The sequence below is a fragment of the Tropicibacter alexandrii genome (assembly GCF_003667315.2).
GTDB lineage: Bacteria > Pseudomonadota > Alphaproteobacteria > Rhodobacterales > Rhodobacteraceae > Tropicibacter > Tropicibacter alexandrii.
The window spans coordinates 167,760-185,920 of sequence record NZ_RCTZ02000007.1 but is presented as its reverse complement, the minus strand read 5'-3'; the positions used below and the strand labels follow the sequence as shown (position 1 = coordinate 185,920).

Annotated in this window: 18 protein-coding genes; 10 read left to right on the top strand and 8 right to left on the bottom strand. The window is 66.2% G+C overall.

What is annotated here, in order from left to right; all coding sequences use genetic code 11:
* The first annotated feature begins 8 nt into the window (after window positions 1-8).
* Together prpE and D8Z78_RS11440 are read left to right on the top strand one after the other, a co-directional pair.
* On the top strand, window positions 9-1,901 hold the full coding sequence (gene prpE / locus D8Z78_RS11445; RefSeq protein WP_121630265.1) for a propionate-CoA ligase PrpE: 1,893 nt from the start codon (window positions 9-11) through the stop codon (window positions 1,899-1,901).
* 469 nt (window positions 1,902-2,370) lie between these two features.
* Window positions 2,371-3,066 (top strand): Crp/Fnr family transcriptional regulator, encoded by a 696-nt coding sequence (locus tag D8Z78_RS11440; protein ID WP_121630264.1) that lies wholly within the window; start codon window positions 2,371-2,373, stop codon window positions 3,064-3,066.
* A gap of 34 nt (window positions 3,067-3,100) precedes the next feature.
* Here D8Z78_RS11440 and D8Z78_RS11435 read toward each other — a convergent pair whose 3' ends face one another.
* Window positions 3,101-3,862 (bottom strand): NAD kinase, encoded by a 762-nt coding sequence (locus tag D8Z78_RS11435; RefSeq protein WP_121630263.1) that lies wholly within the window; start codon window positions 3,860-3,862, stop codon window positions 3,101-3,103.
* Window positions 3,863-4,031: 169 nt separating this feature from the next.
* Here D8Z78_RS11435 and glyA point away from each other — a divergent pair, with 169 nt between their 5' ends.
* Both glyA and D8Z78_RS11425 read left to right on the top strand, forming a co-directional pair.
* Window positions 4,032-5,327, top strand: a complete 1,296-nt coding sequence (glyA, locus tag D8Z78_RS11430; RefSeq protein ID WP_121630262.1) for a serine hydroxymethyltransferase — start codon at window positions 4,032-4,034, stop codon at window positions 5,325-5,327.
* A gap of 112 nt (window positions 5,328-5,439) precedes the next feature.
* A complete protein-coding gene (locus tag D8Z78_RS11425; protein WP_121630261.1) occupies window positions 5,440-5,991 on the top strand; it encodes an RNA 2'-phosphotransferase in 552 nt (183 codons plus the stop codon).
* A 75-nt stretch (window positions 5,992-6,066) separates the two neighbouring features.
* Here D8Z78_RS11425 and D8Z78_RS11420 read toward each other — a convergent pair whose 3' ends face one another.
* Genes D8Z78_RS11420 through D8Z78_RS11410 form a run of 3 tightly spaced genes read right to left on the bottom strand, consistent with a single transcriptional unit; the run spans window position 6,067 to window position 8,087 of the window.
* Window positions 6,067-6,969 (bottom strand): DMT family transporter, encoded by a 903-nt coding sequence (locus D8Z78_RS11420; RefSeq protein WP_121630260.1) that lies wholly within the window; start codon window positions 6,967-6,969, stop codon window positions 6,067-6,069.
* 22 nt (window positions 6,970-6,991) lie between these two features.
* A complete protein-coding gene (locus D8Z78_RS11415; RefSeq protein WP_121630259.1) occupies window positions 6,992-7,888 on the bottom strand; it encodes a fatty acid desaturase in 897 nt (298 codons plus the stop codon).
* Entirely contained in the window at window positions 7,881-8,087 is a 207-nt protein-coding gene (locus tag D8Z78_RS11410; protein WP_121630258.1) for a DUF2061 domain-containing protein, read from the bottom strand. The genes D8Z78_RS11415 and D8Z78_RS11410 overlap by 8 nt, the downstream gene beginning before the upstream one ends.
* Before the next feature lie 104 nt (window positions 8,088-8,191).
* Here D8Z78_RS11410 and D8Z78_RS11405 point away from each other — a divergent pair, with 104 nt between their 5' ends.
* Window positions 8,192-9,052 (top strand): helix-turn-helix domain-containing protein, encoded by an 861-nt coding sequence (locus D8Z78_RS11405; protein WP_121630257.1) that lies wholly within the window; start codon window positions 8,192-8,194, stop codon window positions 9,050-9,052.
* Between the two features lie 93 nt (window positions 9,053-9,145).
* Here the strand turns inward: D8Z78_RS11405 and D8Z78_RS11400 are convergent, their stop codons facing one another.
* On the bottom strand, window positions 9,146-10,192 hold the full coding sequence (locus D8Z78_RS11400; RefSeq protein WP_121630256.1) for an aldo/keto reductase: 1,047 nt from the start codon (window positions 10,190-10,192) through the stop codon (window positions 9,146-9,148).
* A gap of 76 nt (window positions 10,193-10,268) precedes the next feature.
* Window positions 10,269-10,691, bottom strand: a complete 423-nt coding sequence (locus tag D8Z78_RS11395) for a DsrE family protein (RefSeq protein WP_121630255.1) — start codon at window positions 10,689-10,691, stop codon at window positions 10,269-10,271.
* A 110-nt stretch (window positions 10,692-10,801) separates the two neighbouring features.
* Between D8Z78_RS11395 and D8Z78_RS11390 the strand changes: the two genes are divergently transcribed.
* Both D8Z78_RS11390 and D8Z78_RS11385 read left to right on the top strand, forming a co-directional pair.
* On the top strand, window positions 10,802-11,455 hold the full coding sequence (locus tag D8Z78_RS11390) for an ImuA family protein (protein ID WP_206169674.1): 654 nt from the start codon (window positions 10,802-10,804) through the stop codon (window positions 11,453-11,455).
* Between the two features lie 230 nt (window positions 11,456-11,685).
* The gene (locus tag D8Z78_RS11385) at window positions 11,686-12,936 is read left to right on the top strand and encodes an MFS transporter (protein ID WP_121630254.1); all 1,251 of its coding nucleotides are present in this window, start codon (window positions 11,686-11,688) and stop codon (window positions 12,934-12,936) included.
* Here the strand turns inward: D8Z78_RS11385 and D8Z78_RS11380 are convergent.
* Complete coding sequence (locus D8Z78_RS11380) at window positions 12,891-13,838, bottom strand: tyrosinase family protein (RefSeq protein WP_121630253.1); 948 nt, start codon at window positions 13,836-13,838, stop codon at window positions 12,891-12,893. The two genes, D8Z78_RS11385 and D8Z78_RS11380, sit on opposite strands and share 46 nt — an antisense overlap.
* Window positions 13,839-13,841: 3 nt before the next feature.
* The gene (locus tag D8Z78_RS11375; protein WP_121630252.1) at window positions 13,842-14,162 is read right to left on the bottom strand and encodes a hypothetical protein; all 321 of its coding nucleotides are present in this window, start codon (window positions 14,160-14,162) and stop codon (window positions 13,842-13,844) included.
* Between the two features lie 145 nt (window positions 14,163-14,307).
* Here D8Z78_RS11375 and metG point away from each other — a divergent pair, with 145 nt between their 5' ends.
* From metG to D8Z78_RS11360, 3 genes are all read left to right on the top strand, one after another.
* A complete protein-coding gene (gene metG, locus D8Z78_RS11370; RefSeq protein ID WP_121630251.1) occupies window positions 14,308-16,020 on the top strand; it encodes a methionine--tRNA ligase in 1,713 nt (570 codons plus the stop codon).
* Between the two features lie 3 nt (window positions 16,021-16,023).
* Entirely contained in the window at window positions 16,024-16,629 is a 606-nt protein-coding gene (locus tag D8Z78_RS11365; RefSeq protein ID WP_121630250.1) for a hypothetical protein, read from the top strand.
* Between the two features lie 195 nt (window positions 16,630-16,824).
* Complete coding sequence (locus tag D8Z78_RS11360) at window positions 16,825-18,135, top strand: MATE family efflux transporter (protein WP_240672095.1); 1,311 nt, start codon at window positions 16,825-16,827, stop codon at window positions 18,133-18,135.
* Window positions 18,136-18,161: the final 26 nt, after the last annotated feature.

The window sequence follows — 18,161 nt, the reverse complement described above, 5'->3', positions numbered from 1 at the left end:
AGGAAAGCATGGGCTACCAAGACGTATATGACCGCTGGACATCCGACCCCGAGGGCTTCTGGATGGAGGCTGCCGAGGCCATCGACTGGGACCGCAAACCGTCGACGGCGCTGACCGATCTGGGCGACAACATGTACGAATGGTTCGCCGATGGCATGGTCAACACCTGCTGGAACGCCGTCGACCGCCATGTCGAGGCCGGGCGGGGCGAGCAGACCGCGATCATCTATGACAGCCCGATCACCCATACCAAGCGCGAGATTTCCTACATGGAACTGCGCAACCGCGTCGCCAATCTCGCCGGGGCGCTGCGCGCCAAGGGCGTGGAAAAGGGCGACCGCGTCATCATCTACATGCCGATGATCCCCGAGGCGCTGGAGGCGATGCTGGCCTGCGCCCGTCTGGGTGCGATCCATTCGGTGGTCTTCGGCGGCTTTGCCGCCAGCGAACTGGCGGTGCGCATCGACGACGCCAAGCCCAAGGCGATCATCGCCGCCTCCTGCGGGATGGAGCCGGGCCGCGTCGTGCATTACAAGCCCCTGCTGGATGGCGCCATCGACCAAGCCACGCACAAGCCGGATTTCTGCGTGATCTTCCAGCGCGAGCAGGAGGTGGCCAAGCTGATCGAGGGTCGTGACTACAACTGGCATGGCTTCCAGTATGGCGTCGAGCCTGCGGATTGCGTGCCGGTCGAGGGCAACCACCCGGCCTATATCCTCTATACCTCCGGCACCACGGGCCAGCCCAAGGGCGTCGTGCGCCCCACCGGCGGCCATCTGGTGGCGCTGAACTGGACGATGAAGAACCTGTATAACGTCGATCCGGGCGACGTGTTCTGGGCGGCCTCCGATGTGGGTTGGGTCGTGGGCCACAGCTATATCTGCTACGGCCCGCTGATCCACGGCAACACCACCATCGTCTTCGAGGGCAAGCCGGTCGGCACCCCTGATGCGGGCACCTTCTGGCGGGTGATTTCGGAACACAAGGTCAAGAGCTTCTTCACCGCCCCCACGGCCTTCCGCGCGGTGAAGCGCGAGGACCCCAAGGGCGAGTTCGTCGGCAAGTATGACCTGTCCTGCCTCAAGGCCGTCTATCTTGCCGGTGAGCGCGCCGACCCCGCGACCATCGAATGGGCGCAGGACCAGTTGAAGGTGCCGGTGATCGACCATTGGTGGCAGACCGAAACCGGCTGGTGCATCGCGGGCAACCCGTTGGGGATCGAGGAATTGCCGACGAAGCTGGGCTCTCCCGCGGTGCCGATGCCGGGTTACGACATCCAGATCCTCGACGAGGCGGGCCACCCCATGCCCAAGGGCGAGTTGGGCGCCATCGCGGTCAAGCTGCCCCTGCCCCCCGGCACTCTGCCGACGCTGTGGAACGCCGAAGGCCGGTTCAAGAAATCCTACCTCGAACACTTCCCCGGCTATTACGAGACCGGCGATGCGGGCATGATCGACGACGACGGCTATGTCTACATCATGGCGCGCACCGATGACGTCATCAACGTCGCGGGCCACCGCCTGTCCACCGGCGCCATGGAAGAGGTTCTGGCCTCTCACCCGGACGTGGCCGAATGCGCGGTGATCGGCGTGACCGACCAGCTCAAGGGCCAGCTGCCGCTGGGCTTTTTGTGCCTGTCCGCCGGTGTGAACCGGCCGCATGACGAGATCGTCAAGGAATGCGTCAAGCTGGTGCGCGACAAGATCGGCCCGGTCGCGGCGTTCAAACTGGCCTGCGTCGTGGACAGGTTGCCCAAGACCCGCTCGGGCAAGATCCTGCGCGCCACGATGGTCAAGATCGCCGACAGCGAAACGTTCAAGATGCCGGCGACCATCGACGATCCGGTCATTCTGGACGAGATCAAGGTCGCGCTTCAGGGGCTTGGCTACGCGCAGGCCTGATCGCCCGCGCCCCCGGTTCAGGGCCGCTCCTTCGGGGGCGGCCTTTCGTTTGTCCGGCGCGTGGAAACAGGAAAAACGGGGTGGCCGGCTGGACCACCCCGCCTCGGACACACCGAGAGAGAACCCGATTGAACAGTGGCGCCCCGAGGCTTGGGGATAGGGGACACCCTCACCAACCGGCACGGCATGGCAGGGCTGGCAATCTGGTCGAAATATGACCCGACCTTCGCCACACTCACACGAACAGCCCCGTTCCAGATCCGGTTCGAAAAATGCAACCGGACCCTTCAACCTCCATACCAGCTCCGACAACACGAGGGCATGAACAAGGTTGACTTGCGCAGCCTCCGCATCGACTCTCGAAGCTTGGGTCAGTTGTGCCCTGACTATTGCGGGAGGGGTGTGATCCAGATCACACCTCAGACATCTTTCAGACACCAATTTCGCGAGAAAGCGGACCGGAACGATCATGACGGACACACTTTTCCAACGCCCCAAGGGGATTCTGTTCGGCGCCCTGTCGCGCGACGACGCCATTGCGCTCAGCGCGCTGGCTCAGCCGGTGCATTACCCGGGCCGAAAACAGATTTTTGCCATGGGTGGCACGGACCAAACTATGCTGCTGATCGAAACCGGGCGGGTGCAGATCAGCCTGATCTCATCGGACGGGCGGCGCTCGATCCTGGCGCAGCTGGGGCCGGGCGACGTGGTGGGCGAGATGGCGGCGCTGGATGGCGCGCCGCGCAGCGCCTTTGCCACGGCGGCGGGGCATGTGACGGGGCGGCTGCTGACACGGGCGCAGATCATGGACTTTCTCCGGTCGCGGCCCGATGCCGCGATCCTCGTGATCCAGACCCTGTGCCAGCGGCTGCGCGACACCAACGACCAGTTGGCCGGGCTGGCCCTGACCGACGGGCCGACGCGGCTGGCACGGGTGATGAACCGGCTTTACGACGAATGGGGCAAGCCGGACGAGGATGGCGGCATCGTGCTGGACGGCGCGTTTACCCAGTCGGAGCTTGGCGACATGGCGGGACTGACGCGCGAAACGGTCAACCGCCTGATCCGCAACTGGGACGCGGACGGGATATTGGAGCGCAGGCCCGACAAGCTGGTGCTGCGCAATCCCGATGCGCTGGACGCGATGGCGCAGGGGGTGAACTGAGGTAGGATGGGTGATCACCCATCCTACTTGAGGCTCATACGAATTGCTCGCGGATCAGCCGTTCTTCCAGCCCGTGACCGGGGTCGAACAAGACCCTGTGCGCAATCGACGGGTCCGACCGGATATGCACCCGCGACACGTCACGCACCGCGTTGCTGTCGGCCTCGGCCATGACCGGGCGCTTGTCGGCCTCCAGCACCTCGAACGTCACCTCTGCCGCCTTCGGCAGCAGCGCCCCGCGCCAGCGTCGGGGGCGGAACGCCGCAACCGCCGTCAGGGCCAGCACATCCGCGCCGATCGGCAGGATCGGCCCGTGGGCGCTGTAGTTATAGGCCGTCGACCCGGCGGGCGTCGCCAACAGCGCGCCGTCGCAGACCAGTTCCGGCAGGCGGACCTTGCGATCGACGCTGATGCGCAGCTTGGCCGCCTGTGGCCCCTGCCGCAGCAGCGACACCTCGTTGATCGCCAGCGCGCGGTGTTCGGACCCGTCCAGACAGGCCGCGCGCATACGCAACGGGTTGATCACCGCCTGTTCGGCGGCCTCCAGCCGTTCGACCAGCGCGTGGTCGGAATATTCATTCATCAGAAAGCCGACCGTCCCCCGGTTCATGCCGTAGACCGGTGCGGGGTTGTGCTCGGTGCGGTGCAGGGTCTGCAGCATGAAGCCATCGCCGCCCAGTGCCACGATCACGTCTGCGCCGTGCTCGGAATGGTCACCGTAGCGGCGGCTCAACCCCTCCAGAGCGGCCTGCGCGATCGGCGCGCGCGAGGCGCAAAAGGCGATCTTCAATGACATGGGCCAAGTTTCCTGTCCGCTCCGATATGCCCCGAAACAAGCACAACCGCCCGGCAATCGCCAGAGAGGACGCAAGATTAATCCGCAGCGTCGCTTTGCAACCTTTGCGCCCCTGCCCCTTTCGGCTACAGCAGGCGCAATTGTCGGATTCCCTGTCAGGAGAGCCAAAATGAACGCATCCCTCCGCGAAGACGGTTTCTTTACCGAGACCCTGTCCTCCCGCGATCCCGAACTGTTTGCCGCCGTCACCGGCGAGCTGGGCCGCCAGCGCGACGAGATCGAGCTGATCGCGTCGGAAAACATCGTCTCCCGCGCGGTGATGGAAGCGCAGGGTTCGGTCCTGACCAACAAGTATGCCGAAGGCTATCCGGGCCGTCGCTACTATGGCGGCTGCGACTGGGTCGACGTGGCCGAGAACCTCGCCATCGAGCGCGCCAAGCAGCTGTTCGGCTGTGAGTTTGCCAACGTCCAGCCGAATTCCGGCTCGCAGGCCAACCAAGGCGTGTTCACCGCGCTGATCAAGCCGGGCGACACCATCCTCGGCATGTCGCTGGACGCGGGCGGCCACCTGACCCACGGCGCGGCTCCGAACCAGTCGGGCAAGTGGTTCAACGCCGTGCAATACGGCGTGCGCAAGCAGGACAACATGCTGGATTACGATCAGGTGCAGGCGCTGGCGACCGAGCACAAGCCCAAGCTGATCATCGCCGGTGGCTCGGCCATCCCGCGCCAGATCGACTTTGCCCGCATGCGCGAGATCGCGGATTCGGTTGGGGCCTACCTGCATGTGGACATGGCGCACTTTGCCGGTCTGGTCGCGGCAGGCGAGCATCCCTCGCCCTTCCCGCACGCCCATGTCGCAACCACCACCACGCACAAGACCCTGCGCGGTCCGCGCGGCGGCATGATCCTGACCAATGACGAGGCGATCGCGAAGAAGGTCAACTCGGCGATCTTCCCCGGCATTCAGGGTGGTCCGCTGATGCACGTCATCGCGGCCAAGGCCGTGGCCTTCGGCGAGGCGCTGCGCCCCGAGTTCAAGACCTATATCCAGAACGTCATCCGCAACGCACAGGCCCTGTCCGACCAGCTGATCAAGGGCGGTCTGGACACCGTGACCCACGGCACCGACACCCATGTGGTGCTGGTCGACCTGCGCCCCAAGGGCGTGACCGGCAACATCGTGGACAAGGCCTTGGGCCGCGCGCACATCACCTGCAACAAGAACGGCGTGCCGTTCGACCCGGAAAAGCCGACCGTGACCAGCGGCATCCGTCTGGGCTCGCCCGCGGGCACGACCCGTGGCTTTGGCGAGGCCGAGTTCCGCCAGATCGCCGACTGGATCATCGAAGTTGTCGACGGTCTGGCCGCCAATGGCGAGGACGGCAATGCCGAGGTCGAGGCCAAGGTGAAGGCCGAGGTCGAGGCGCTGTGCAAGCGTTTCCCGATCTACCCCGAGCTGTGAGTTCAGGGAGGCCCGGGCACGGTCCCGGCCTCTGATCTGCATCGCGGACCGCGCCGTTTGGCGCGGTCCGTTTTGTTTTGCGGCGCAGCAGGCTTGTGGCAAGCTGCGCGGCATGACCGACAAGACCGTCTCGAAATTCCTGTCCTACGTGCTGCGCCACAAGCCCGAAGAGATCGACCTGACGCTGGACGCGGGCGGTTGGGCAATGATCGACGACCTGTTGGCCCGTGCGACGGTGCCATTGGACCGCACGGCGCTGGAAAGGATCGTGGCGAACAGCGATAAGCAACGCTTTGCCATCTCTCCGGATGGGCTGCGCATCCGCGCCAATCAGGGCCACAGCTTCGACGTCGATCTGGGGTTGGCCCCGCTCCCGCCGCCGGACCTGCTGTATCACGGCACCGCCACGCGAAATCTGGATGCCATCCGGGCCGAGGGGCTGAACAAGCGCGCCCGGCAGCATGTGCACCTGTCGCCGGACCCGGAGACCGCGCGCAGCGTCGGGATGCGCTACGGTCCCCCTGTTGTCCTGAAGATTGCGGCGGGCCGAATGCATGGCGCGGGCCATGTCTTTTTCCGGTCTCAGAATGGTGTCTGGCTGACCGAGCATGTGCCGCCCGCCTTCCTTGGGACCCATGCCGGGGACGGCCCGCCCCGCGCCTGACCCAAGGTTAGACCGGTCGGGTCGGGATCACAGGCGATTGCCCTTTGAGTAGGATGGGTGATCACCCATCCTACCTCAGGTCACCAGAACCAGCGCAAGGATCGACACTGTCAGAAACCCGATCCCCACCAACTCCCGGCGCGAGACCGTCTCCTTGAAGAACAGCACCGAGGCCATCAGCGACAGGATCAGTTCCACCTGCCCCAGCGCATAGACATAGGCGGCAGTTTGCAGCGTGAAAGCGGTGAACCAGCTCAGCGTGCCGCACATCGAGGTCACGCCCAGCCAGACCGCCACCCGCCGCGCGCCCCACACGGCGGTCAACTGCCCCGGCTCGCGCCAGCGCAGCCACAGCGCCATGCCCCCCGCCTGCAACAGCGTCACCGCCACCAGTGACACCGCCGCGCGCAGTAGCGGATCGTCGGACGGAACCTCCAGCGTGGCAGCGCGGTATCCGACGCCCGAGACCGCGAAGAAGAAACCCGATCCCAGACCCAGCACCACCGCGCGGCTCTTCAGTCCGGCCCAGACCCGGCCCACATCGCCCGGCGTGCGCGACAACAGCAGCACGCCGACCAGTCCGATGCCGATGGCCAGCCAGCCGCCGGGGGCAATCGCCTCGCCCAGCAGCACCAGCCCCATGAGCGCGGTCTGGATGACTTCGGTCTTCTTCAGCGTGATTCCGACCGCGAAATTCCGTTCGCGAAAGGTCAGCACAACCAGCACCGTGGCAAGAATCTGCCCCAGCCCGCCGACCACCGTCCAGCCCCAGAAGGCCGGGCCAAGCCCCGGCAGGCCCGTGCCCTTGACCCAAAGCATCCCGCCCAGAACCAGCCATGCAAACGGCGCGGCATAGGCAAAGCGCGCGAAGGTACTGCCCGTGGCGCTCAGCGCGCCCGAGGCCAGCACCTTTTGCACCATGAATCGAACTGTCTGGAACGTTGCCGCCGACAGCGTCGCGATAATCCATAACTCCATGGCCTGTTGCTATGGCGCAGGCTTACGACGAAGGCCAGAGCGGATGCGGCACCGGGTCCTTGGCCTTCCACAGGTAGCGGCGGAAGATCTCGGCATAGGAGCGGTAGCGGTAGCCCTTGTTGCGCGACAGGTAGCGGTCGGGATTGGACCAGTAGAGGCGCGGCAGCCGGTACCACGGCACGGCGGCGTGCATGTGGTGGACCACGTGCAGGTTGTTGTTGAGAAAGATCAGCGCGAGCGGGCCGCGATCCTCGATGATGACGGTCCGCCCGCGCGCCTCGTCATGGGCGCGGTGTTCGAGGAAGGTGCGGATCTTCAGCACAGACAGCGCCGCGTAGGTGCTGACGGCCCAGGCCCAAAGCGGCATCGCCGCCACCGCCAGCATCCACCACAGCACCACGGCCACCGCAGGGACATGCAGCGCATAGCCCAGCATCACCCGCCGGTCGCCGCGTGCGATCAGGCGCATATCCCCTTTGGTGAAGACCCATGTGCCCAGCGCAGGCCCGATCAGCAAGCGACCGGCCAGCGTGTTGTTGGCCCGTAAGAGCCACCGGCGCCAGCCCGGGAGCGCGTCCCAGACTTTGGGGTCGAGATAGTTGCTTTCTGGGTCGTCATAGGGGTCGGTCAGGATCGAGTCGCGGTGATGCGCCAGATGCGTGTCCTTGAACCGCAGGTAAGGCACGACGAGCGACAAGGCCGGAAACACCAGCGCGCCGTTCCAGAAGCGCGAGCGGAACGGATGGCCATGTAGGACCTCGTGCGTCAGCGAGGAATGCAGCGCCGCGCCCAGCGTCACCGCCAGCATCCCCAGCGGCAGCCAAGCGCCGCTGGCCAGCGTGCCCAAGGTCCAGAGCGCGTAGCATGCCGCCAGCAGCGCGAGGGTCGGCCATTCGAAGCCGCGCAACCGCTCACGCATCGGCGCGCCCCCAGCCGATCCGCGCCCAGACCCGCTCGTAGACCAGATAGCTGGCAAAGCCGAGCACCGCGTTGACCAGAGCCATGCCGCCCCCAAGCGCGGCCGAGCCGGTAAAGGCCAGACCGACAAGGGCCATGCTGACCAGTCCGATCAGCGTCCAGACAACGGATTTCAAGAGCGTGCGGGCGCCGGTTTCCATTCTGCCTCCTTGATGCATATGCACGAAGCGGTAACGCATCCGTGAGCATCCGGGCAGTTCGTCTCTGGTTCACAAATTTCCGCAGCGGTGATATTTGTCACCACATGCCGCATCTGATCGACAAACGAGACCGCGCTGCCCTGCTGCGCACCCGCCTGTCCGAGGCGATGGACCGGGCCGGGTCCAACCAGACCGCGCTGGCGCGGGCCGTGGGCGTGGATCGCTCGACCATTTCGCAATTGCTCAAGGATCAGGGCGCGCGGCTGCCCAATGCGCATCTGGTGGGCGCCTGCGCGCAGGCTTTGGGCGTGTCCTCGGACTGGCTGTTGGGCCTGTCGGACCGCCCCGAACTGGCCGCCGACCTGCTGGCCAATTCGCTGACCGTGACCGAGGCGCCGCGCGCGCTTGTGGATGAGACGATCTATCAGTGGCACCGCGAGGCGGAGGGCTACAAGATCCGCTACGTGCCCCCGGCCCTGCCGGACATGCTCAAGACGCAGGCCATGCTGGAATGGGAATATACGCCGCATCTGGGCAAGACGACGGAACAGGCGATCAACGCCTCGAACGACCGGCTGAACTGGATGCGCGGGGCCCGGTCGGATTACGAGATCGCCCTGCCCCTGCACGAGTTGGAGAGTTTCGCGGCAGGCACCGGCTATTATGCCGGGCTGTCGGTGGGGCTGCGGCAGGCGCAGCTCGATCTGTTGATCGAACTGGCGGAGGGGCTGTATCCGCGCATGCGGATCTATCTGTTCGATGCGCGGGCGCTGTATTCGGCCCCGCTGACGATCTTTGGCCCACTGCTGGCGGTGCTGTATATGGGCCGCAATTATCTGGCGTTCCGGGACACGGACCGGATTTCGGCCTTTGCCGCGCATTTCGACGGGCTTGTGCGCGAGGCGCAGGTCTCGGCCCGCGCGCTGCCCGATCATCTGCGGGACCTGCGCGCGCGGGTGGGTTGACCTGGCGGAGCGCCTGCGGCGCGCAGTTTGCCTCGCGGTCCTCCCTTCGGTCGTCCGCTCGGGCGTGTCGGGCCAGAGGCCCGACCTACGGGGTCAGTACGGCATCGGGTGCTGTTTGTGGATCTCGTCGAGACGGGTCAGCAACTCGTCCGGCAGGGTGACATCCAGACCTTTGAGCGCGTGTTCGAGCTGGTCGAGCGTGGTCGCCCCGAAGATCGACGAGGCCACGAAGGGCCGCCCGGCAGCCCAGGCCAAGGCCATATGCACCGGGTCCAGACCGAAATCGCGCGCGGCTTGCAGATAGGCCGCGACCGCGTCGAAGACGCGCGCGCTTTTGCGCCCGCCCATGGTGTCGTTGAGCGACATGCGCGAGCCCTCGGGCACCGCGCCGCCTTGATACTTGCCGGTCAGGAAGCCCGCGCCCAAGGGCGAGAAGGGCAGAAGGCCCACATCCTCGTGCCACATCAATTCCGCGAGATCGGTATCGGCAGCACGGCAGAGCAGCGAATATTCGTTCTGGATGGTCGCGACGCGCGGCCCGCCCGTGCGCTCGGCCGCCGCCAGCCATTGCGCCGTGCCCCATGCGCTTTCGTTCGACAGGCCGAAGGCGCGGATCGTGCCGCGCTCGACCTCGTCCTGAAGCGCGCCGAGGCAATCCTCCATATCGGCGACGATCTCGGCGCGGGTCATCGGGCAGGCCGAAGGGTCGTAGGTCCAGTTCTTGCGGAACTGGAAGCTGCCCCTGTTCGGCCAGTGGAACTGGTAGAGGTCGATATGGTCGGTCTTGAGCCGCTTGAGCCCGGCTTCGATGGTCGGGCGGATGGTTTTCGACGAGATCGGCGCGCCGTCGCGGGCATGGGAGCCTTCGCCGGAATGTTTCGTCGCGAGAATCCAGTCATTGCGGCGTCCGGTCTTTGCGAACCAGTCGCCGATGATTTCCTCGGTCCGGCCCATGGTCTCGGCCCGGACCGGGTTCACCGGGTACATCTCGGCGGTGTCGAGGAAGTTGATCCCGGCCTCCAGCGCCCGGTCCATCTGGGCGTGGGCGATGTCGGGCGCGGTCTGATTGCCGAAGGTCATGGTGCCGAGGCAATGCTCGGTCACCTGCAGGCCGGTGCGGCCCAAGGGGTTGGTTTTCATGGTCCTGTCCGTGGATTGCGTGCGTTGACGGGCAGGATGCCCGCCCCTTGGCCGGATGGCAAGGGACGGGGCGAGGTCACGGACGGATGTAGAGATACCCCTCGGATTGCAGTTGCGCGATGCGGACGACGCCGCCCTCGTCGCGGCGGGCAAAGCCGTCGAGCAGATCGTCGAGACCGACGGCCTGCGCGTTCATCGTGTTGCCGCAGGCTTCGAACTGGACGCCATTGCCCTGCAGCGCCGCGACCCGCTCTGAGGTCTTGGGATCGGCGCTGATGTCATGAAAGGCCTTGAGCGCGGGGCCGTGGGCGACCAGCACGATCTCGACATTCTCCGGGCCGCCCACGCCTTGGATATGGTTGAGCATGTTGCCCAGCGCAAAGCCGACCTTGTCGGCTTCGGAGACGTGGTAGACGACCTTGAGCTTGTCGGCGGCGAAGGCGCCGGTGGACAGCGTGAGCGCGATACAAAGCGCCACGAGGACCTTGAACGGTTGCATGTGTTTCCTCCCTTTCGTTCGTGGTGCCCGAAGCGTGCCTTGAAAACATGCAAGTGTCACTATGTTTTGGATGGATTGAGAACAAATGTGGAACATGCTATGAGGGGAGCATGTCTCATCACCCCTGCCTGACCCGCCGCCATCACGACAGCCGCCCGGCCCTGACGCTGTGGGGGGAGGTGTCCTTTCCGCTGGCACGGGTACACGAGATCTGCGGCCCGGCGCGCTGGACGCTGGCGCTGTGGATCGCGGCGCGGGCCGGGGGGCCGCTGATCTGGATCGCCCCGGACCGAACGGGGGAAGAGATGACCGCGCCGGGGATTCGCGGGCTCATGGATGCGGGGCAGTTGCTGCGCGTGCGTCCCGAAAAGTCCGGGGACATGTTCTGGACGATGGAGGAAAGCCTGCGCAGCGGGGCTGCGCCGGTGGTGGCGATGGAACTGACGGCGCCGCCGGGGATCACCCCCGTGCGCCGTCTACATCTGGCAGCCGAAGCCGGGGCACGCGCCGGGATGGGGATGCCGCTGGGGCTGGTGCTGACGCCCGACGATGGCGGCGCGCAGGCGATCGAGACGCGGTGGCGGCTGGATCCGTTCTGGCCCGGAGCATGGCGGCTGACGCGGCTGAGGGCGCGAATGTATCCGCCGCGCAGCTGGTACTTGGTCCTCGAAAGGGAGGCGGGGGGCCGACCCGCGCTACGCGAGGTGTCCCCCGGGGCGGCGATTGGCGCGGCCCAAAGCGTGCCGCTGGCCATGGTGGGATGAAAGCGGCAGGGTGAAAGCGGGGTTGCCCCCCGCCCCCGCACGGGCGAAGGTCGCATGGCGCCAGTCTTTGAGGGCGGGAGGCGCGGATGGGGGCAAGCCGGCACTGTGCCTGAGGCTCGGCCACAACCGCCGCCCCCACGACCAAGGGAGAACCGTCGCAACCGCCACAAACGACCAAACCCGTCGCCAGCGGGCCAGACCCACCCGCGCCAAGCCGCCAAGACCTCGACATGCCCCTCTCCTTCGCCGCCCTCTTCCTGTCCGTCATCCTTCTCCAACTGTCGTCGGGCGGCCTTGGGCCGCTGGACGCGCTGTCCGGCATCGCGCTGAATTTCACCACGCCGCAAATCGGCCTTCTGGGCTCGGCGCATTTCATGGGATTCTTCATCGGCTGCTGGTGGGCGCCACGGCTCATGGGGGCGGTGGGCCATGCCCGCGCCTTCTCGGCCTTCACCGCGCTGGGGACGATGGGCATCCTCGGGCACGTTCTGACGGACAATGCATATGCGTGGATGGGCCTGCGCGTCGCGCAGGGCCTTTGCGTCGCAGGCTGCTACACGGTGATCGAGGCTTGGCTTCAGGCCAAGGTCACCAATGCCAACCGGGGCCGCGCCATGGGCGCGTACCGCCTGACCGACATCACCGCCAGCCTTGGCGCGCAGCTGATCATCTCGGTCCTGCCGCCTGCGCATTATATCAGCTACACGCTGCTGGCGCTTATCTGCTGTGCGGCGCTGATGCCGATGACGCTGACCCGCCTGCCCCAGCCGGAAACGCCCGCCGCGCCCCGCCTACACCCGCGCCTCGCTTGGGACCGCTCGCCGCTGGCCGTGGCGGGCGTGCTGGTCGCCGCGCTGTCGGGGGCGTCCTTTCGCATGGTCGGGCCGATCTACGGCACCGGCGTGGGGCTGGAAACCGGGCAGATCGCCATCTTTCTCGCGGCTTTCGTGGCGGGCGGCGCGCTCAGCCAATACCCGGTGGGCTGGCTCGCCGACCGCTATGACCGGCGGCATGTGCTGATCTGGCTGTCGGTCGCGGCCATCGCGTCGTGTCTCTTCACCGCCACCGCCACCGGCCTGCCGACCACCGGCATCATGCTGACCGCCGCCGTGTTCGGCCTGACCACCTTTCCGATCTACTCGGTCTCGGCGGCCCATGCCCATGACTTTGCCGAGACCCGCGAGCGGGTCGAACTGTCCGCCGCGCTGATGTTCTGGTACGCGGTCGGCGCCATCGCGGCCCCTTGGGTCGCGTCCAGCCTGATCGAGCGGTTCGGCCCGCCTGCCCTGTTCGCGCTGATCGCGCTGGGGCACGCGGCGCTGGTGGTGTTTGGCCTGATCCGGATGCGCGCCCGTCCGACGCAGGCGCGCACGCGCTATGTTTACATGCCGCGGACCTCCTTCGGGGTCGGCAACCTGCTCAAGCAGCTGCGCTCTCAGACGACGACGGCCAAATCCGCCAAATCCGACAGCGAATCGTAGCTGGCCGAGGGATCGGCGAACATGTCCGAGATCACCGCCCCGCTTGCCCCCGGATCGCCCGGCAAAGTGTAAAGCGGGTCGGACACGCGATGGCGCATCAGGTCGGCCGGTGCGCTGTCCAGCGGCAGGTAGGTCGCCGCGCCGTTGCGCTGCTGCCAGAAGGCCCAGATTCGATCGACATTGCAGTGGTGCAGGAAAAAGATCGGGTCGTTCGGCGAATGGCCAAAGCCCATATCCCCGCCGACGAACCCATGCACCCGGTTGTGCATGCCCTCGCCCCGCCAACCTTCCAGCTCGTTGCGGAAGCTGGGCAGCGAACTGCGATCCCACGGCGCAGCGTCGTAATCGCCGCGCAGCAAGGTCCGCGCCACCGAGCCGGTGTTCGGCAACCGCCGAATGCCCGCTTGCTGGATCATCCGGTTCAGCCCCCGCTCCACGAGGAACAGCCCCGACGGGCGCAGCTCGATCCGCACGACCCATGTGTCCGGGTCGGTCGGGTCATAGGCGAAGGGCCCGCTTGCAACGGGCGAGCCGCTGCCCCCCATGGCGTCCAGCCCCCAGATCGGCGCGTTGCCCTGATCCGTCTCGCCCAGTGCGCCATCGGCCACCCAGTTCCAATAGGGCAGCGCGAAATCCGGCTTGCCCAAGGCCTGCGCGATCTCGGCCTCGAACCGTTTCAGGTAATAGCGGTGCCACGGCAGAAAGGCCGGACCGCTATGGGCCGCGTTGCGCCCTGCCGAATTGCCCGGCGGGGTCATCGTCATCATCGTTGCGGCGTGCCACAGCACGTACCAGTCATAGCGCGAATAGCGCGGATCGTCCGCCGGGGTGGCCTTCAGCGCCTTGACCCCGTCGATATAGTCGGCCCGCGCGGTGGCGTCGCTCATGATATCCTTGCGCATGGCTCACCCTCCGTGCCCATGGTGGTCGCCATGACCGCCCTGCGGCGCGGGGCCGAAATCGTCGGGATAGTGGTCGATGATGTCCTTGACCATGTCGACGAGCGAGTCGTAGGCCACGTAAGGCCGCAGATGGGAGGTAACCTTGCCATCCTGCCCGACCGAGAAATGCAACTGCCGCGCGACGCCGTTGACCTTGACCTCGTAGGTGGCGGCGATCTCGACCGCCTTGCCGCCATGATCGAAACTGCGAACTGACGTGACCTGCGTGCCGTGGCTCATGTCGTGATCGCCGACCGGCAGGCCTAAATGGGTGTCGTCCGTCATCAGACTCCCCTTTCCAATGAAATGATTTCAACTATGGCGGTAGTCTAACACGGATCGCGCGATCCGCCAAAGCCTGCAGCTGCCCACTGGCCAGTCGCGCATCGCCGCGTTAAACCGCGTGCAAGACCTGCAAAGGAAGAGACACATGGCGCGCCACCTCATCACCTCCGCGATTCCGTACATCAACGGGATCAAGCATCTGGGCAATCTGGTTGGGTCCCAACTGCCCGCCGATCTCTATGCCCGCTACCTGCGCGCGCGCGGTCACGAGGTGCTGTTCCTCTGCGCCACGGACGAACACGGCACGCCTGCGGAACTGGCCGCTGCCAAGGCGGGCAAGCCCGTGGCCGAGTATTGCGCCGAACTGCATCAGGTGCAGGCCGAGATCGCCAAGGGCTTCCGCCTGTCTTTCGACCATTTCGGGCGCTCGTCCAGCCCGCAGAACCATGCGCTGACCCAGCATTTCGCGGGCGCGCTGGAGCGTGAGGGCCTGATCCGTGAGGTCAGCGAGACCCAGATGTATTCCAAGGCCGACGGCCGCTTCCTGCCTGACCGCTATATCGAGGGCACCTGCCCGAATTGCGGTTTTGAATCGGCGCGCGGCGACCAGTGCGACAACTGCACCAAGCAGCTCGACCCCGTCGACCTGATCAACCCGCATTCGACGATTTCCGGCTCCACCGATCTGGAAATGCGCGAGACCAAGCACCTGTACCTGCGCCAATCCACCATGAAGGACCGTCTGGAAAAGTGGATCGACACGCGCGAGGGCTGGCCGGTGCTGACCACCTCGATTGCCAAGAAATGGCTGAACGACGGCGACGGCTTGCAGGATCGCGGCATCACCCGCGACCTCGACTGGGGTGTGCCGGTCAAGAAGGGCGATCAGGACTGGCCGGGCATGGAGGGCAAGGTCTTCTACGTCTGGTTCGACGCGCCCATCGAATACATCGCCTGCGCGCAGGAATGGGTCGAGGCCGGCAAAGGCGACGATTGGGAGCGCTGGTGGCGCACCGACAAGGGTGCGGATGATGTCCGCTACACCCAGTTCATGGGCAAGGACAACGTCCCCTTCCACACCCTGTCCTTCCCCTGCACCATCCTCGGCTCGAACGAGCCGTGGAAGCTGGTCGATTACATCAAGTCCTTCAACTACCTGAACTATGACGGCGGCCAGTTCAGCACCTCGCGCGGGCGCGGCGTGTTCATGGATCAGGCCTTGGACATCCTTCCGGCGGATTACTGGCGCTGGTGGCTGCTGAGCCATGTGCCGGAAACCTCGGACAGCGAATTCACGTGGGAATCGTTCCAGTCGGGCGTCAACAAGGACCTCGCCGACGTGCTGGGCAACTTTGCCAGCCGCGTGACGAAGTTCTGCCGCTCGAAGTTCTCGGAGGCCGTCCCCGAGGGCGGCCAGCGCGGCGCACGCGAGGAGCAGCTGATCGCCGACCTGACAGCCAAGATCCGCGAATACGAAGCGCACATGGAGGCAGTCGAAATCCGCAAGGCGGCCGCCGCGCTGCGCGCCGCTTGGGTCATGGGCAACGAGTATCTGCAAGAGGTCGCCCCTTGGTCGACCTTCAAGACCGATCCGGAACAGGCCGCGATGCAAATCCGCCTCGCGCTGAACATGATCCGTCTCTACGCGGTGATCTCCGCGCCGTTCATCCCCGATGCCAGCGCCGAATTGCTGGAGGCCATGCACGCCACCGACGCCGAATGGCCCACCGACGTGGCCGCCGCGCTGGAGGTGTTGAAAGAGGGCCATGCCTTCACCGTGCCCGACGTGACCTTCCGCAAGATCACCGATGCCGAGCGCGAGGAATGGGCCGAACGTTTCGCCGGGGTGCGGGACTGAGCCTTGCGGATCGGCGCCATTGACGACGCGCTGGCGCTGATCCTTGATTGGGCCGGGCAGGACGCGGCCTTGCCCCCGTCCGCGCCCTGCCCCGGTCTGCCCGCCGCGCTGCCGCGTGTCATTTCCGTATCGGATGCATTGGGTCCCGGTTTCTCCAGCAGCGACAGCCAAAACAGTCCCTTGCGGAGCGTTCAGGACCAAATATGGCGGCCAGAGGATATGCAGCCAGACGCCGACGGCATCCTACCGCTGATCACGGAAAACCAATGTGTTTGGCGATTGGATTTTGCTTCGTCGGCCCCCGAACAGGTGCTGGTCAAGGGGGATTGGCTCTATGGCGATGACAATCTGCATCCGGACAGGTGGTGCCCGCTCTCCATGACCTGTGAGGACGCGTTGATCCTGACGGTCCTCGTCAACGGTTTCTTCGGCTTGGGCACGCGTTTCGAAACGCGTGAAGAGCCGGATTTCGAAATCCGGCCAGCCGATTGCCCGGTGCTGCTCTGGACGCACCCCGCCCTAGCTCCGGGCTGGACCGGCTTTTGGACGCATGACGCGTCGCACCGCCTGCATTTCGGTGGCTTCGGTCAAACCCTGATCCGGGCGTGACATCTGCCACCTGCGCGGGAAAGCGCGTTCGAACGCGCTTGGACAAGGCGCTTCGAAGCGCCTTGCACCCCGCAACGCGCAGCGACACGCGCGGGAACCCAAGCGCGGCGGCGGTGTTGTCAGGCAATGAGCACCGCCAAAAGAGACCTGACCCAGGGCCCCGTCGCCCGCGCCCTGTGGCGCGTTTCCGCACCTATGACCATCGGCATCGCCGGCGTGCTCTATGTTGGCCTCGCAGACGCGACATTCCTTGCGCGCGCGGGTGCCGATGATCTCGCCGCCATCGGCTTCGTCTACCCGGCCATCGTCGCGCTGACCTCGTTGGCCATCGGCATGGGCGCGGGCACCTCTGCCGTCGTCAGCCAAGAGTTGGGCCGCACCGGCGGCTCAGAGGCGCAATCCGCCCGGCTTGCCCTGCAAGCGCTGATCTTTGCCGCCATCCTGGCAGTCGTGGCCGCGACCGCGTTCTGGCTGGCCGCGCCCTTCGTGTTCGCCGCCATGGGCGCCGAGGGGGCCGTGCTGGACAAGGTGCTGGCCTATGTGCCGTGGTGGTGTCTGTCCTTCGCGCCGATGGTCGCGGGCATGGGGCTGAACGCGGTCTTTCGGGCCGGCGGCGAGTCGCAGATCGCCGCGACGGTGATGATCTCGCAATCGGTGATCAACGTCGCGCTCGACCCGATCTTCATCTTTGGCTGGGGACCCGTGCCTGCGCTTGGCACCGAAGGTGCGGGCATCGCGACCTGCATCGCGCGGGTCTTGGGCTTTGGCGGCCTGTTGGTCTTTGCCATTGCCAGCGGCCGGCTGTCGGTGGATCGCGCCTGCCTGAAGGGTTTGGGCCAATCGCTGCGCCGCATCGCGCGGATCGGCGGCCCGGCGGCGCTGTCGAATGCGATCAACCCGCTTGGCCTGTCTTTCGTCACCGCCGCCGTAGCCACGCTGGGAGAAGTCGCCGTTGCGGGTTTCGGCGCGGCGACGCGGGTGCAATCGCTGCTGGTCCTGCCGATGCTGGCGCTGTCGGCGGGCATTGGCCCGGTCGTGGGTCAGGCTTGGGGCGCGGACCGGCCTGCACGGGCGCAGGCCGCGACCCGGCTGACCTTCTTCCTGTGTGCGGGCTACGGCGCGGCGCTGGCCACCGCGCTGATGCTCTTCGCCGATCCTTTGGCGCGGCTGGTCGCCAATGATGGCGACGCGGCCCCCTATGCGGCGCAATACCTGCGCGTCGTCGGTTTGGGCTTTTTCGGTTACGGCATCCTAGTCACCGGCAATGCGGCGTTGAACGCGCGCGACCGGGCCGTGCACGCCATGGGGCTGTCGGCGGCGCGCATCGCGCTGGTCTACGTGCCACTGGCGTGGCTTGGGGTCTGGGGGCTGGGCTATGGCGGCGTGCTGGCCGCCGCGCTGGCCGCCAATATCGCCGGGGCCGCCGGTGCGGTCTGGCTGACATGGCGGACCGGACTGCTGCATTTCCAGCGTCCAGAACCCGTCGCCCTGTCGCAGTCGAATTGACAGCCCCCGCGCGGCTTGCTACGCGG